General features: G+C 65.6%; 15 protein-coding genes. 8 read left to right on the top strand and 7 right to left on the bottom strand.

Features of this window, described 5'->3' with window-relative positions:
• Positions 1–36: 36 nt before the first annotated feature.
• From parC to AC1DYS_RS11915, 4 genes are all read right to left on the bottom strand, one after another.
• Complete coding sequence (gene parC, locus AC1DYS_RS11930; RefSeq protein ID WP_477899226.1) at positions 37–2346, bottom strand: DNA topoisomerase IV subunit A; 2310 nt, start codon at positions 2344–2346, stop codon at positions 37–39.
• A gap of 13 nt (positions 2347–2359) precedes the next feature.
• Positions 2360–3043 carry a lytic transglycosylase domain-containing protein gene (locus tag AC1DYS_RS11925; protein WP_477899224.1) on the bottom strand — a complete coding sequence of 228 codons (684 nt, stop codon included), beginning with the start codon at positions 3041–3043 and terminating at the stop codon, positions 2360–2362.
• Entirely contained in the window at positions 3040–3567 is a 528-nt protein-coding gene (locus tag AC1DYS_RS11920) for a GNAT family N-acetyltransferase (RefSeq protein WP_477899222.1), read from the bottom strand. The genes AC1DYS_RS11925 and AC1DYS_RS11920 overlap by 4 nt, the downstream gene beginning before the upstream one ends.
• A 100-nt stretch (positions 3568–3667) precedes the next feature.
• On the bottom strand, positions 3668–5641 hold the full coding sequence (locus AC1DYS_RS11915) for a DNA topoisomerase IV subunit B (RefSeq protein ID WP_477899220.1): 1974 nt from the start codon (positions 5639–5641) through the stop codon (positions 3668–3670).
• Between the two features lie 63 nt (positions 5642–5704).
• On the opposite strand from AC1DYS_RS11915, the gene AC1DYS_RS11910 reads away from it, so the two are divergent.
• The 8 genes from AC1DYS_RS11910 to AC1DYS_RS11875 all read left to right on the top strand — a co-directional run bounded on the left by AC1DYS_RS11910 (position 5705) and on the right by AC1DYS_RS11875 (position 12435).
• Entirely contained in the window at positions 5705–6667 is a 963-nt protein-coding gene (locus tag AC1DYS_RS11910) for an aldo/keto reductase (protein ID WP_477899218.1), read from the top strand.
• Between the two features lie 57 nt (positions 6668–6724).
• Positions 6725–7939 (top strand): MFS transporter, encoded by a 1215-nt coding sequence (locus tag AC1DYS_RS11905; RefSeq protein WP_477899216.1) that lies wholly within the window; start codon positions 6725–6727, stop codon positions 7937–7939.
• A gap of 2 nt (positions 7940–7941) precedes the next feature.
• On the top strand, positions 7942–8064 hold the full coding sequence (locus AC1DYS_RS11900; RefSeq protein WP_477899214.1) for a hypothetical protein: 123 nt from the start codon (positions 7942–7944) through the stop codon (positions 8062–8064).
• Position 8065: 1 nt separating this feature from the next.
• Positions 8066–8872, top strand: a complete 807-nt coding sequence (locus tag AC1DYS_RS11895) for an SDR family oxidoreductase (protein ID WP_477899212.1) — start codon at positions 8066–8068, stop codon at positions 8870–8872.
• On the top strand, positions 8869–9459 hold the full coding sequence (locus AC1DYS_RS11890; RefSeq protein ID WP_477899210.1) for a class I SAM-dependent methyltransferase: 591 nt from the start codon (positions 8869–8871) through the stop codon (positions 9457–9459). The genes AC1DYS_RS11895 and AC1DYS_RS11890 overlap by 4 nt, the downstream gene beginning before the upstream one ends.
• The gene (gene dapA, locus AC1DYS_RS11885) at positions 9456–10337 is read left to right on the top strand and encodes a 4-hydroxy-tetrahydrodipicolinate synthase (RefSeq protein ID WP_047485876.1); all 882 of its coding nucleotides are present in this window, start codon (positions 9456–9458) and stop codon (positions 10335–10337) included. Before AC1DYS_RS11890 ends, dapA begins: the two co-directional genes overlap by 4 nt.
• Positions 10338–10445: 108 nt before the next feature.
• Positions 10446–11630, top strand: a complete 1185-nt coding sequence (gene bamC / locus AC1DYS_RS11880) for an NlpB/DapX family lipoprotein (protein WP_477899208.1) — start codon at positions 10446–10448, stop codon at positions 11628–11630.
• Positions 11631–11652: 22 nt separating this feature from the next.
• Complete coding sequence (locus tag AC1DYS_RS11875) at positions 11653–12435, top strand: MBL fold metallo-hydrolase (RefSeq protein ID WP_477899628.1); 783 nt, start codon at positions 11653–11655, stop codon at positions 12433–12435.
• A 94-nt stretch (positions 12436–12529) separates the two neighbouring features.
• Here the strand turns inward: AC1DYS_RS11875 and AC1DYS_RS11870 are convergent, their stop codons facing one another.
• From AC1DYS_RS11870 to AC1DYS_RS11860, 3 genes are all read right to left on the bottom strand, one after another.
• Entirely contained in the window at positions 12530–12763 is a 234-nt protein-coding gene (locus tag AC1DYS_RS11870; protein ID WP_477899206.1) for a hypothetical protein, read from the bottom strand.
• A 143-nt stretch (positions 12764–12906) separates the two neighbouring features.
• On the bottom strand, positions 12907–13398 hold the full coding sequence (locus tag AC1DYS_RS11865) for a hypothetical protein (RefSeq protein WP_477899204.1): 492 nt from the start codon (positions 13396–13398) through the stop codon (positions 12907–12909).
• 10 nt (positions 13399–13408) lie between these two features.
• Positions 13409–14533: a JmjC domain-containing protein gene (locus tag AC1DYS_RS11860; RefSeq protein WP_477899202.1), complete on the bottom strand. Its 1125-nt coding sequence runs from the start codon at positions 14531–14533 to the stop codon at positions 13409–13411.
• Position 14534: the final 1 nt, after the last annotated feature.

Raw genomic sequence — 14534 nt, 5'->3', positions numbered from 1 at the left:
CCCCATCAGCCAGAGGCATCGAAGGCCCGCTCACGACTACCCACCCACCAGGACACGATGCGGCTTCATCCCCGCATCCACCAGCTTGCCCTTGCGCGCCCGCTTGCCGGCGTAGACGCCGAGCGACGCGCCCTTCAGCTCCTCTTCCTTCGCCTTGCCCCCGCGGCCCGTGCCCAGCACCTTGATGGCGTTGGCGCAACTGGCCACCGACACCAGCGGGTCGTTCGTGTCTACGTCCATCAGCGTGAGGCCGCGACCGCCCTTGGGCTGCAGCTTCAGCTCATCGCGCTTGAACACCAGCAGGCGCCCGCTTAGCGAGAGGCAGGCGACCTGTGTGTGGGCGGTGTTGACGGTGGCCGGGGGCAGCACCTTGTCGCTGGCTTCCAGCGCCAGGAAGCTCTTGCCGCCACGCTGGCGGCTGACCATGTCGCCCACCTGCGCCAGCAGACCGAAGCCGCCGGTGTTGGCGAGCAGCAGCGTGGTGTCGGCCGCGGCCGCGAAGTAATGCAAGGGCTGGGTTCCGCTTTCCAGCTCGACCAGCGTCGTGATCGGTTGACCGTCGCCACGGCCACCGGGCAGTTGCGCCACGGTGGTCGAGTACACGCGGCCATTGCTGCCGAACACGAGCAAGGGGTCGACCGTGCGGCACGGAAACACGCCGTACAGGCCGTCACCGGCCTTGAAGGCCAGCGTGGCCGCGTCGATCTCGTGGCCCTTGAGGGCGCGAACCCAGCCCTTCAGGCTCACGACAACGGTCACCGGCTCGTCGATCACCTTGATCTCGGCAACGGCCTTCTTTTCGGCCTGTATCAGCGTGCGGCGGTCGTCGCCATGCTGCTTGGCGTCGGCTTCGATTTCCTTGACGATGGTGCGCTTGAGCGTGGCGGGGCTGTTGAGGATGTCTTCGAGCTTGCCCTGCTCGATGCGCAGATCCTTCAGCTCCTGCTCGATCTTGATCGCTTCGAGCCGCGCCAGTTGGCGCAGGCGGATGTCGAGGATGTCGTCGGCCTGCGTCTCGCTCAGCTTGAAGCGCGCGATCAGCGCCGGTTTCGGCTCGTCCGCATGGCGAATGATCCGGATCACTTCATCGATGTTGAGCAGCACCAGCTGCCGCCCTTCGAGGATGTGGACGCGCGCCAGCACCTTGTCGAGCCGGAACTGCGAACGCCGCTGCACCGTCTCGGCCCGGAAGGCGATCCACTCCGAAAGCATCTGCCGCAAGTTCTTCTGCGTGGGCCGGCCGTCGCTGCCGATCATCGTCAGGTTGATCGGCGCAGAGCTCTCCAGGCTGGTGTGGGCGAGCAGCGTGGTGATGAGCTCCTGCTGTTCGATGCGGCTGGTCTTGGGTTCGAACACCAGGCGCACCGGGGCGTCCTTGCTCGACTCGTCACGCACTGCGTCGAGCACCGACAAGACCGTCGTCTTCAGCTGAACCTGCTCGGCGCTCAAGGCCTTCTTGCCAGCCTTGATCTTCGGGTTGGTCAGTTCCTCGATCTCTTCGAGCACGCGCTGCGAGCTGGCACCCGGCGGGAGTTCGTTCACTACCAGCTGCCACTGGCCGCGCGCCAGGTCTTCGATCTTCCAGCGCGCACGCACCTTCAGGCTGCCGCGGCCGGTGGCGTAGGCCGCGCGGATCTCTTCGGTGCTGCTGATGATCTGGCCACCGCCGGGGTAGTCGGGTCCGGGGACCAGCGTGGCGATTTCGTCGTCCGTCAGCCGGTCGTTGCGGATCATCGCGACGGCCACAGCCGCGACCTCGCGCAGGTTGTGCGAAGGCACTTCGGTCGCCAARCCGACGGCAATGCCGCTGGCGCCATTCAGCAGCACGAAGGGCAAGCGCGCCGGCAAGAGCTTCGGCTCTTCGGTCGAGCCGTCGTAGTTGGCAGCGAAGTCCACCGTGCCTTCGTCCAGCTCGTCGAGCAGCAGCCGCGAGATCGGCGCCAACCGCGCCTCGGTGTAGCGCATCGCCGCCGCACCATCGCCATCGCGCGAGCCGAAGTTGCCCTGGCCATCGATCAGCGGATACCGCTGCGAGAAGTCCTGCGCCATGCGCACCAGCGCGTCGTACACCGACTGGTCACCGTGCGGGTGGAACTTGCCGAGCACGTCGCCCACCATGCGGGCGCTCTTCATCGCCTTGGCACCGGCGGTACCAGTGAAGCTCAGGCCCAGGCGCTCCATCGCGAACAGGATGCGCCGCTGCACGGGCTTCTGGCCGTCGCACACGTCGGGCAGCGCGCGGCCCTTCACGACACTCAATGCGTATTCGAGGTACGCACGCTCGGCATAGTGGGCGAGCGTGATGGCGTCGCTGCTGCTTTCAGGGGTCTCGGGGGTCATCGTCATTCGAGTTGTTCAATCAGTTGGGAGCGGACGCGGGCGGCTCGCCATGCACCTGCAGTTTCACGGCACCGCGCGGCATGTTGTTCTGCAGCAGTGCCCAGTAGAGCTCGAGCACCAGGTGCACGTGCGCCTGGGTCTCGTCGATCGGCGGCATCCCGCCGCCATGTTTCATCACCGTGCCGACACCGGCATTCCATGCCGCGAGCGCCACGTCGACACGGCCAAAGCGGTGCATCAATTGCGAGAGCAGCTTCGCGCCGGTGAGGATGTTCGCGCGCGGGTCCAGCAAGCGCTTGGCTTCCAGCTCGCGCGCCACTTTTGTCTCGCCGAGCGGCATGATCTGCATCAGGCCGACGGCACCGCGCGGCGACACCGCGTCGGCCTTGAAGCCCGATTCGACCGCGATGATGGCCTTCAGCAGCTCGATGTCGACCGCATGCGCCTGGGCCGCTTCACGAAGAATGGCCTGCAGCGACTTCACCTCGGGCGCGAACTCCAACCAGGTGATGAGGCCGCCGGCGCCATCCGTCTTGCCCGGCACGCGCGTGTCGCCACCGGCCGGGTTGCCAAGCACCAGGTGGTAGCGGGAGTCCACCTGCGTAGGCGCCACGTGAGCCACGCCAGCGCCATCGACGTAGCCCCACAGCTCGGCCTGCGCGCAGAGCGGCACCAGCAGCAGCGCGGGCAGCGCCAACCTCACGCGGCGCCTGCCTCGCGCCTTGCGCACAGCGCCTGGTATTCGGCCGCCAGCATCGACATCACGACCAGCGAGTCGTAGCCGTCCGATGTCTTCACGCTGTCGCGCAGACGCCCTTCTTCGACGAAGCCTTCGCTGCGGTACAGCGCCAATGCGCGGTGGTTGAGCGACTTCACGTCGAGCCAGAAGCGGTGGGCGCCCAGATCGCGAAACGCCATCTGCGCCAGCAGCCGAATGCAGGCACGGCCCAAGCCTTGCCCCTTGGATTGCAGCACGATGCGCTTCAGCTCCACCGAGTGATGCGGGTTGCGGCAGCCCTGCAGGATCACGAAGCCGGCCGACTGATACCCCGCCCCGGCTTCGACGATGAAATGCCGAAAGTCCGGGAAGCGCACAGCGCCTTCATGCTGGATGCGCTCCCACGGCGTGATGAACGGCAAGTTCTGCGCGTCCTGCTCGACAGAGATCACGAAGTCGAGATCGCTCAGCATCGTTGGGCGCAGGCGCAGCGGCATGAAGGTGCTCATGGCAGGTCAACGCAGGCGGGTCGAGCGCCGGGCCGCTCCCAAGCCGGCCCGCATCCCCTTGGGGGATCGAGCGACGTACCCGTCGATCGAGGGGTTGTCTTCATACATCAACTTCGACGTCGTCTCCGTGCAGTTCCATCAGATCACGCCGTGCCTGCGCTTCGCCCTTGCCCATCAGCTTGGTGAGCGATTCCGTCGTCGCGATGAAATCGAGCAGGCCAAACCCAACCTGCAGCAAGCGGCGCGTGTCGGGGTTGAGCGTGGTGTCCCACAGCTGCTCGGCGTTCATCTCGCCCAGGCCCTTGAAGCGGCCGATGCTCCATGAGTTTTCGCGAGCACCTTCCTTGCGAAGCTTGTCGAGTGTGGCGGTGAGTTCGCCGTCATCGAGCGCATAGATCTTGGTCGCGGGCTTCTTGCCACGCGCCGGAGCATCCACGCGAAACAGCGGCGGCTTGGCGATGTAGATGTTGCCGCTCTCCACCAGCTTGGGAAAGTGGCGGAAGAAGAGCGTGAGCAGCAGCACCTGGATGTGCGAGCCGTCGACGTCGGCGTCGCTCAGGATGCAGATCTTTCCGTAGCGCAGGCCGCTCAAGTCAGGCGTGTCGGTCGCGCCGTGCGGGTCAACGCCGATCGCGACCGAGATGTCGTGGATCTCGTTGTTGGCGAAGAGGCGGTCGCGCTCGACTTCCCAGGCGTTGAGGACCTTGCCACGCAGCGGCAGGATGGCCTGCGTCTCCTTGTTGCGGCCCATCTTGGCGCTGCCACCGGCAGAGTCGCCTTCGACGAGAAACAGTTCGTTCAGGTTGAGGTCGCGGCTCTCGCAATCGGTGAGCTTGCCGGGCAGCACCGCCACACCCGAGCCCTTGCGCTTCTCGACCTTCTGGCTTGCGCGCTGGCGCGTCTGCGCCTGCTTGATGACGAGGTCGGCCAGCTTCTTGCCGAGGTCGACATGCTGGTTCAGCCACAACTCGAGCGACGGCTTCACATAGGTCGAGACCAGGCGCAACGCGTCGCGGCTGTTGAGCCGCTCCTTGATCTGCCCCTGGAACTGCGGGTCGAGCACCTTGGCGCTCAGCACGAAGCTGGCACGCGAGAACACGTCTTCGGGCATCAGCTTCACGCCCTTGGGCAAGAGGCTGTGCAGGTCGATGAAGCCTTTCACCGCGCCGAACAACCCGTCCTTCAAGCCCGACTCATGCGTGCCGCCGTTCACGGTGGGGATCAGGTTGACGTAGCTCTCGCGCATCGGCGAGCCGTCTTCGGTGAAGGCGACGCACCAGGCGGCGCCCTCGCCTTCTGCGAAGTTCTCGGTCTCGCCCTTGTCGGCGTAGTGCTCGCCTTCGAACAGCGGGATCACCGGGTCGGCCGTGAGCGTCTGCATGAGGTAGTCGCGCAGGCCTCCCTTGTACAGCCAGCTCAAGACTTCGCCGTTCTTCTCGGTGGTGAGCGTCACGCTCGCGCCCGGCATCAGCACCGCCTTGCTGCGCAGCAGGTGGATCAGCTCAGCCTTCGGGAAATCAGCGCTCTCGAAGTACTTGGGATCGGGCCAAGCGCGCACCGTGGTGCCCGACTTGCGATCGGCATTCGTCGTCTTGCGCAGCTTCAGCGGCTCGATCACGTCGCCGCCCGAGAACACGATGCTGGCGACCTGGCCTTCGCGCCACACCGTCACTTCGAGCCGCTTGGCCAGCGCGTTGGTCACGCTGACCCCCACGCCGTGCAGGCCACCCGAGAAGCTGTAGGCGCCGCCTGAACCCTTGTCGAACTTGCCGCCGGCATGCAGCCGGGTGAACACGATCTCGACCACCGAGACCTTTTCTTCGGGGTGCAGGCCGAAGGGAATGCCGCGGCCGTCGTCTTGCACGCTGACCGAGCCGTCGGTGTGCAGCGTCACGTCGATGCGCTTGCCGTGGCCGGCCAAAGCCTCGTCGGCAGCGTTGTCGATCACTTCCTGGATGATGTGCAGCGGATTGTCGGTTCGGGTGTACATGCCCGGCCGCTGCTTGACGGGCTCGAGCCCCTTGAGCACACGAATCGAAGACTCGCCGTAGGAGTTGCTGGGTTTGGTTGCCATGGGCGGGAATTCTAGGAGCATCGATCGCGCGGCACTTCACGCGCACCACAGGAGACCTTGCACATGACCACCACCGTCGCCCTTCGTCCGCTCGGCCGTTCCACTCTGCAGGTTTCGCCGCTCGCGCTGGGCGGCAACGTGTTCGGCTGGACGGCCGACGAGCCAACGTCGTTCCGCCTGCTGGACGCCTGGGTCGACGCCGGCATGAACCTCATCGACACCGCCGACGTTTATTCGCGCTGGGTGCCGGGCCACACCGGTGGTGAATCAGAGACCACCATCGGCAAGTGGTTGAAGCAGAGCGGCAAGCGCAACAAGGTGCTGATTGCGACCAAGGTCGGCAAGGACATGGGTGACGGCAAGATCGGCCTGTCGCGCCGGTACATCCGCCAAGCCGTCGAGGCCTCGCTGAAACGACTTCAGACCGACCACATCGACCTGTACCAATCGCACGACGACGATGCCGACACGCCGCTCGAAGAATCGATGCAGGCCTTCGCCGAGCTGATCAAGGAAGGCAAGGTGCGCGCGATCGGCGCCTCGAACTACAGCGCCACGCGGCTGAAACAGGCGCTGGAGGTCACCCGGTCGCTCGGCCTGCCGCGCTATGAAAGCCTGCAACCGCTGTACAACCTCTACGACCGCGCGCCCTATGAAGATGAGCTGCAGGCGGTGTGCGTCGAGCACCAGGTCGGCGTGATCAATTTTTATGGCCTGGCCAGCGGCTTTCTCACCGGCAAGTACCGCAGCGAGGCCGACGCGTCCAAGAGCCTGCGAGGTGGCAGCGTCGTCAAGAAGTATGTGAACGAACGGGGGCTGCGCATCCTCGCCGCGCTCGACAAGGTGGCTGCTCAAACGGGCCACACCGTCGCACAGGTGGCGCTGGCGTGGCAGATGGGGCAGCCAGGCATCACCGCACCCATCGCCAGTGCCACATCGGTCGAGCAACTGAAGGAGATGGTGGGCGCCACCACACTGCACCTGGATGCCGAGGCGCTTGAAACGCTCAGCACCGCAAGCGCTTGAGCGGCGGCTGAGACCGATGAGCCGGCGCCCGCTGGAGGAAGTAGATACAGTGCCGCGATGACTGCCGCCCCACCCGCCCCGCTCTCAATGAAACAGGTGCTGCTGTGCGGCGCCATGATCGTCACGCTGTCGATGGGCATACGCCACGGCTTCGGCCTGTGGCTGCAACCGATCACCATGGACCGTGGCTGGACGCGCGAGACCTTTGCGTTCGCACTCGCGATCCAGAACCTGTCGTGGGGCATCGCCGGGCCCTTTGCCGGCATGCTGGCCGACCGCTACGGCGCATTTCGCGTGCTGATCGTCGGCAGCTTGTCCTATGCCGGCGGGCTGGTGTTGATGGCGCTGGCCACTTCGGGCCTCGCCTTCACCGGCAGCGCCGGCCTGGTGCTGGGCCTGGCCCAGTCGGGCACCACCTATGCCGTGGTCTATGGCGTGATCGGCCGCAACGTGGCGCCCGAGAAACGAAGCTGGGCCATGGGTGTGGCGGCAGCTGCCGGTTCGTTCGGCCAGTTCCTGATGGTGCCAGTGGAAAACTGGCTGATAGGCAGCTTCGGCTGGCAGAACGCCCTCTTCCTGTTGGGCTGTCTTGCACTGGCCATCGTGCCGCTGGCCTTCGGCCTGAAGGAGCCGGCCGCCGCCAAGGCCACCGGCTTCCAGCAAAGCATCGGCAGTGCGCTGCGCGAGGCCTTGAGCTACCCGAGCTTCCTGTTGTTGATGGCCGGGTACTTCGTCTGCGGTTTCCAGGTGGTGTTCATCGGTGTACACATGCCGAGTTACCTGAAAGACCACGGCCTCACGCCGAACGTGGCGACCACCGCACTGGCGCTGATCGGCCTCTTCAACGTGGTCGGTACCTACGTGGCGGGGTCGCTCGGCGAGCGCATGCCGAAGAAGTACATCCTCTCGACGATCTATGGGCTGCGCGCGGTGGTGATCGTGGTCTTCATCAGCGTGCCGCTCACGCCCATGAGCGTGTATGTCTTCGCGTCGACGATGGGCGTGCTGTGGCTGTCGACCGTGCCGCCGACCAACGCGGTGATCGCACAGATCTTCGGCGTGCAGTACATGTCGATGCTGGGCGGTTTCGTGTTCCTGAGCCACCAGGTGGGGTCGTTCCTCGGCGTGTGGCTCGGCGGCCGCTTGTACGACGCGACCGGCAGCTACGACGTCGTGTGGTGGATCGCCGCAGCGCTGGGCGTCTTTGCCGCCATCGTCAACCTGCCGGTGCGCGAGGCGGCCATCACGCGCGTCGCACAGCGCACGGCCTGAGCATGAAGCTGCACCGCATTGCCGCCTGGTCTGCCGCCACGCTGGCACTGCTGCTGGTGTTTGCCGCCTACCTGCAGCCGGAGGTGGCTTTTACACTCGCCAACCAGCTCTGGAACTGCTTCTGACATGAACGTGATACTCATCACCGGCGCCTCCGAGGGCATCGGCGCCGAGATGGCTCGCCAATGGGCGTCACGGGGCAAAAGCGGCACCGCGCTCGTACTGGCCGCCCGCAGTGTCGACAAGCTCGAAGCCGTGGCGAACGAATGCCGCCAGTTCGGCTGCCAGGTGCTGGTGCAGCGCTGCGATGTCGGCGTGCAAGCCGATTGCGCGGCACTGGTCGGCGCCGCCATCAAGGCCTTTGGCCGCTTGGACATTCTGGTCAACAACGCCGGCATGTCGGCGCAGGCGCTCTTCAGCGACGTGACCGACCTCGGCTGGTACGAGACGCTCATGCGCATCAACCACTGGGGCAGCGTGTGGTGCACCCATGCCGCGCTGCCTCACATCAAGGCCGCGCGCGGGCGCATCGTCGCGATCTCGAGCCTGGCCGGGCTGGTCGGCGTGCCGGGCCGCACGGCGTACTGCGGCACCAAGTTCGCGATGACCGGCTTCTTCGAAGCACTGCGTGTGGAACTGGTGTCGGCCGGCGTCAGCGTCACACTGGCTTATCCCGGCGTCGTGGCCACCGAGATCCGCTACCGCGGCTTCAACGCCAAGGGCGAGGCGGCCGGCAAGAGCGGGCTCGACGAATCGGGCGCCATGAGCGTGGAAACCTGTGCGCGGCTCATCGTCGATGGCACCGAGGCGCGCTCGCGCGACATCGTGATGACGACCAAGGGCAAGCTCGGCCGCTGGATCAAGCTGCTGGCGCCCGGCGTCGTCGACAAGCTGGCGCTCAAGGCGCTGAACCAGCACGCCCGCCCGCAATGACGCTCGCGCCGTCGCCCTGGGTGCAACGCTGGTCGCATCTCGTGCCGCCCCGTGGCAGCGTGCTCGACGTCGCCTGCGGGTCGGGCCGGCATGTGCGCTGGTTCGCCGACCGCGGCTGCCGTGTCACCGCGGTCGACCGTGATGCCGCGGCCGTCGAGCCGCTGCAGGCCATCGCCGAATTGCTGGTGGCCGACATCGAGAACGGGCCGTGGCCGTTTGCCGGGCGGCGATTCGACGCCGTGATCGTGACCAACTACCTGTGGCGGCCGCTGTTGCCCACGCTGATCGCGAGCGTGGCTGACGGAGGCGTGCTGATCTACGAAACCTTTGCCGATGGCAATCAAACCGTGGGAAAACCCTCGAACCCCGACTTCTTGCTGAAACCCGGGGAACTGCTTCAGGCCGGGCAGGGTCTGGATGTCGTGGCTTATGAAAATGGTTTTCTCGACACTCCACCCCGCTTCGCGCAGCGCATGGCTGCGGTGAAATCGGCGGGGGCCGCGGCCCCGTTTCCCCGCCGCCATCTGGCCTGCGGGACGAGCACCCCGGGACGGCTAAAATCGTCGGATTCCGAGGAACCCGCATGAAACCCATTGTTGGCAGCATCGTGGCGCTGATCACGCCGATGCACGAGGACGGCAGCGTCGACTATGACGCGCTGCGCCGCCTGATCGACTGGCACATCGACGAAGGCACCGACTGCATCGGCGTCGTGGGCACCACCGGCGAGTCGCCTACGGTGTCGGTCGAAGAGCATTGCGAAATCATCCGCGTGGCGGTCGAACAGGCACGCGGGCGCATTCCCATCATGGCCGGCACCGGCGGCAATTCGACGCGCGAGGCGATCGAGCTGTCGCGTTTCGCGAAGAAGGTCGGCGCCGATTGCACGCTGTCGGTCGTGCCGTACTACAACAAGCCCTCACAGGAAGGCATCTACGCGCACTTCAAGGCAATCGCCGAAGCCGTCGATGTGCCGATGGTGCTCTACAACGTACCCGGCCGCACCGTTGCAGACATGCAGCCCGAGACGACGCTGCGCCTGGCACAGGTGCCTGGTGTGATCGGCATCAAGGAAGCCACCGGCAACATCGAACGCGCCTGCACGCTGATCAAGAACGCCCCCAAGGGCTTCTCGATCTACTCCGGTGACGACCCCACCGCCGTGGCGCTGATGCTGCTGGGCGGCCATGGCAACGTGAGCGTCACCGCCAACGTGGCGCCGCGCGCGATGCACGAGCTGTGCAAGGCGGCCATCGCGGGCCAGGCCAAGGAAGCCGCGCAGATCCACCTGAAGCTCCTGCCGCTGCACAAGAACCTGTTCGTCGAGTCGAGCCCGACGCCGACCAAGTGGGCAATGTCCCGCCTGGGCCTTTGCGGCGCCACGGTCCGGCTCCCGATTCTTCCCCTCACCTCCGCCGGCCAGACTTCGGTGGAACAAGCATTGCGTGAGTCGGGTCTGTTGTGAGTTGACGCTTCCGCCTCATCGTGCAGGCCGGTACACCCGGCCCTCTGATTCCCCCTCATTCTTCAGCCAGTTCGCCAGGCAGCCCAACCGGGTCTGCTCCCTCCGGAGATGTACAACGTGATTCGCCCTCCCCTTCGATCCGCTCTCGGCTCCGTTGCCGCTGTCCTGGTTCTGGTTTCTTCGCTCTCTGCGTGTTCTGCCCTCGACAGCTTTGCTGGAGGCGACAAGGTCGACTACCGCGCGGCCAAGGCCAAGACCACGCCGCTCGAGGTGCCCCCTGATCTGACGCAGCTCGCCGTCGACCCGCGCTATTCGCCGCAGGCTGGTGTCATCAGCGCAGCAGCCTTGCAAGGCGCAGCACCGGCAGGCACCGCGGCCTCGGCACCGGTCAACAACGCCATCGCGCCTTCTGCGGTCGGCAGCGTGAAGCTCGAACGCCAGGGCAATACGCGCTACCTCAGCACGAACTTGACGCCTGATCAGCTGTGGCCACAGCTTCAGACCTTCTGGAAAGAGCGCGGCCTGAGCTTGGCCATCGACCAGGCTGACATCGGCATCATGGAGACCGACTGGGCCGAGAACCGCGCCAAGCTGCCGAACGACATCATCCGTAACACGCTCGGCAAGGTATTCGATTCCCTGTATTCCACCGGCGAGCGCGACAAGTACCGCACGCGTGTCGAACGCACGCCCACAGGCACCGACATCTACATCTCGCACCGCGGGCTCGAAGAGGTCTACCTCGACCAACGGCAGCAGGACAGCCTGGTCTGGCGCCCCCGCGCCAGCGATCCGCTGCTCGAAGGTGAGATGCTGTCGCGCCTGATGATCAAGCTCGGTGCCCAGGACGAAGCGGCCAAGGCCGCGCTGGCACAGACAGCTTCGGCATCGTCGCCTGTGCCGTCTGCCACCTCGACCCTGCCCCCACGGGCCCGCGTGCTGGATGGCCGGCCTGCGGCCACGCTGCAGTTGGACGAGGGCTTCGACCGCGCCTGGCGCCGTGTCGGCCTCGCGCTCGACCGCAGCGGCTTCACGGTGGAAGACCGCGACCGCGCGCAAGGGCTGTACTTCGTTCGCTACGTCGACCCGGCGCAGGCCGGCAAGGAAGAGCCTGGCTTCTTCAGCAAGCTCTTCGGTGGTGGTGACAAGCTCACTGGCCCGGTTCGTTACCGCGTCAGCGTGAAGGGCGAAGGCGACGTGAGCACCGCGTCGGTCCTTGACAGCAAGGGCGCGCCCGAGAACGGCGACGCAGGCAAGCGCATCGTCAAGCTGCTGGTCGAAGACCTGAAGTAACCAGCGAGCGCATCGGATGGTGATGCGCTTTTGCAGCCTGGGCAGCGGTAGCACCGGGAACGCGACATTGGTCGAGGCAAGCGGCGGCATCACGACCAGCCGCGTGCTCATCGACTGTGGGTTCTCGCTGCGCGAACTGGAGCGGCGCCTGGCGCGGGTTGGCTTGGCGTCGTCCGACATCGATGCGGTGTTCGTCACCCACGAGCACGGCGACCACGTCGGTTGCGCCATGACCCTGGTTCGCCGCCACCGCATTCCGCTGTGGACCAGCCGCGGCACCTGGCGCGCCATCGGGCAACCCGAGATTCCCGATGGCCTGCTGCACTTTGCGCGCGACCTGAGCCCTGTTGCCATCGGCGATCTGGAGTTGTCGCCTTACACGGTTCCTCACGATGCCAACGAACCGCTCCAGTTGTGCCTCAGCGATGGCGCCGCGCGGCTCGGCGTGCTCACCGACGCTGGATCGATCACGCCGCACCTGCTGGCTCAGTTGCAGGGTTGCCATGCACTGCTGCTGGAGTGCAACCATGACCGCGCACTGCTGGCCAACTCTTCGTACCCCGCATCGCTGAAAGCACGCATCGCAGGTCGCCTGGGCCACTTGGCGAACGACACTGCCGCAGAGATTCTCGCGGGCTGCCTACACGCGGGCCTGAATCGACTGGTCGCTGCCCACTTGAGCGAAACGAACAATCGCCCGGATCTGGTCCGCGCCATCTTGGCACCGGTGCTTGGTGGTCGACCCGAGGACATCACGGTTGCGGACCCCGCCGCAGGATTCAACTGGCTCGACATCCGCGCGTGAACTCAACGCGTCGACATTCCAACCGAACCAAGAAAACAATCAGCCAAAGAAAAAGCCGCCCGAAGGCGGCTTCTCTGAATCGGCGAAGGGCCGATTACTTGCTGGCAGCCGAGGCAGGAGCCATTGCAGACGAAGCAGCATCAGCGGCGCTCGAAGCGGCAGCCATTGCCGAAGAGGCAGCGTCCGCGGCGGACGAAGCGGCGGCATCAGCCATCGGGGCAGCAGCCGGAGCGGCGGGTGCAGCAGCAGGAGCCTCTTCAGGCTTCTTGCCGCAAGCGGCCAGAGCAACAGCAGCAACCAGGGAAGCCAACAGAAGCGACTTTTTCATATTTATCCTCAGTGAAAGGTTCAGACAATTACCGGTAATTGTGGGAACCCTCCAACCTGGCAGATCCCCAACGAATCAAGGCGCCGAGAGCTCGAGCATCTCCTGCGCCTAGCCCACGATTATACCCAGGCCTAGGGACTTCCCTATAGTCCCAAAGTAGTCGCAGGGAAAGCCTCTTCAGAGCGTTGCAAAAGCGCATCAAGGCTGTCGCGGGCCTGAATGGCGTCCGACTCTTGGAACGACAAAGTGGCGCGGTAATGCTCTGGATCGAGCATGCGAAGCGTGAGCACACCGGGTGCCAGGAACAGAGTGGGCGCCGAGCTGGCGTCGGCATCAGCCAAGGCGCGGCACTCAACCACATGCGACCACTGCCGCCGCCATTCGACCCAGCGTGCATGGCGCCGTGGAAACTCGTCGAAGTGCCGTGCCAGCAAGGTCAGCTTGCGGTGCGCGTAGGCCCAGCGTGTGAGGTCCTCGATGACCGCACGCTCGCTCAGCGGCCAATCGGCAAAGTTCGGATCACAGATGAAGACCTCGCGGCAACCCTGATCGGCGACCAGCGCGAATGACTCTCGCAAGGCATCGTGAAACTCACCGCGCGACGTCAAGATCCGCGCTTCGGGCAGTTCGCTCATGGCACTCCTTCTATTCAACGACCGGTCGCAGCCACCCCGCTTGCGCCCACTGTGCGAGCAATTCTCGGGCGTCATCGCCGAGCTTGGCAAGCTGGGGCGCAGGCAGGCTTCGTTGGTCCGCCAACAGGCGCATCAAACGCGCATCTCGGCCCGAGGCGCGGTACGACTCGCCGTTGATGAACACATGGTGATCGTCGTACAGCATGCGGGTGCGCCGATCGAGCTGCACGCCGCTGCCCGTTGTCAGCGCCTGGCCAACGTCGAACCACACCTGCGGCTTGGGTTCGCTCAATACCTCGCCAAGTGCGCACGCAAGCGAGCGCGGCTCGGCGAGCCAGCGTGCCACTTCGCGGCTCACGAATTCGTTCATCGCGGTCGGAATGCGCGCCGGCTCGTCCGTGGCTGACTGCTGCGGGTCACGGTACAGCGGGTCGACGTCCGGCGCGTCGCTCGCATCGAGCATTCTCTGCAAGACTTCGGTGCGCATCTCGGCGCGACCGGCGGCACGAAAACCGATCGACGCCGTCATGCATTCGCCTTCGGCGACACCGTCGTGCGCCCAGCCCGGCGGCAGGTACAGCATGTCGCCCGGCTCGAGCAGCCACTCCTGCTCGGGCTTGAAGCCCTCGATGATCTTCAGCGGCACACCAGCCTGCAGACGGTGCTCGCCGGGCGGCGCGATTCGCCAGCGCCGATTGCCTTGCACTTGCAGCAGGAACACGTCGTACGAATCCAGGTGCGGGCCGACACCGCCGCCATCGCTGGCCCACGAAACCATCAGGTCATCGAGCCGCGCGTCAGGCACGAAACGGAACCGCGACAGCAGTTCGCGCGCTGAATCGAGATGCGTGTCGAGGCCTTGCACCAGCAGCGTCCAGCCAGGCTCATCGACGCGGGGCAACGCACGCCGAGGCAACGGCCCCTGGCGAAGCGTCCACCCCTTCGGCCGGTGAACGATCAGGCGCGACTCGACATCGTCGCGCGCAGCCATCGCGAACAGCTCGGCGCGGCTCATCAGCGGGGCCGCATCGGGCACCGCCTGGCGGATCAGGAGAGGTCGCTTTTGCCAATGGCGACGCATGAAAACCTGGGGTGACAGGCCGCCCAGCAAAGGCGTCGGCGAGGAGATCGTCATG

The sequence above is a fragment of the Rhizobacter sp. P2_G4 genome, assembly GCF_056403575.1.
The sequence above is the reverse complement of the archived record's forward strand: the minus strand, read 5'-3'. Positions and strand labels throughout refer to the sequence as shown.